Consider the following 821-nt stretch of genomic DNA (forward strand, 5'->3'; position numbering starts at 1 on the left):
CTACAAAAGCGGGCACAATACTTATCTATGGGGTTCAGCTGAATTGCCATCAAGCTAATATCTTTAATTACCCCCTTAACGGAAGTTTTATGCATCGTTGATTATTTATATTGATAGGTTATGTAAACTTTATATATAAAAGAAGCAATATCTATATATCCATGTATTTCATATACGGGGATATAGAGGTATTTTTGTACATTACAAAAGTGTAAGGTAAATGTAAGGTTAACCAATGGCGGATTATGTCGAAAAAACGCAGAATAGGGAAAGAAAAAACAAGTGTAGGAGGCTCTATATGAACAAACCAGTTGTGGTCGTTAAAAACGTCCAAAAAGTATATGGTAAAAAAGGCGAAAACCAATCACACGCATTAAAAGGTGTGTCATTCTCGATTCAAGAGGGTGAATTTGTTGGCATCATGGGACCATCTGGTTCAGGAAAAACAACGTTACTAAATGTAATTTCAACATTGGATAAAGCAACAGGAGGTATTGTTGAAATTGCAGGTACGGATATTACGAAGATGAAGCAAGGTGAATTATCTGATTTCCGTTCTCAAAAATTGGGGTTCATCTTCCAAGACTTTAACTTACTAGAAAATCTATCAATTTATGAAAACATTGCACTCCCACTTTCACTACAAAGTGTTCCATCACGTAAGATTGGGCCGAAAGTAGAAAAAGTGGCAGATATGTTGGGGATCTCGGCGATACTTCAAAAGTATCCATCTGAAGTATCTGGTGGACAGAAGCAGCGTTCAGCAGCAGCCCGTGCGCTTGTACATGAACCAGCCATTATTTTAGGGGATGAGCCAACAG

1 protein-coding gene is annotated in these 821 nt (G+C 37.5%); it reads left to right on the forward strand.

Annotated features, from left to right (window positions below; genetic code table 11):
- Positions 1 to 298: 298 nt before the first annotated feature.
- On the forward strand, positions 299 to 821 hold a 523-nt coding region (locus AC1DJR_RS31950; protein WP_477004463.1), incomplete at its 3' end, for an ABC transporter ATP-binding protein.

It is taken from the genome of Bacillus sp. 05T31 (assembly GCF_056396725.1).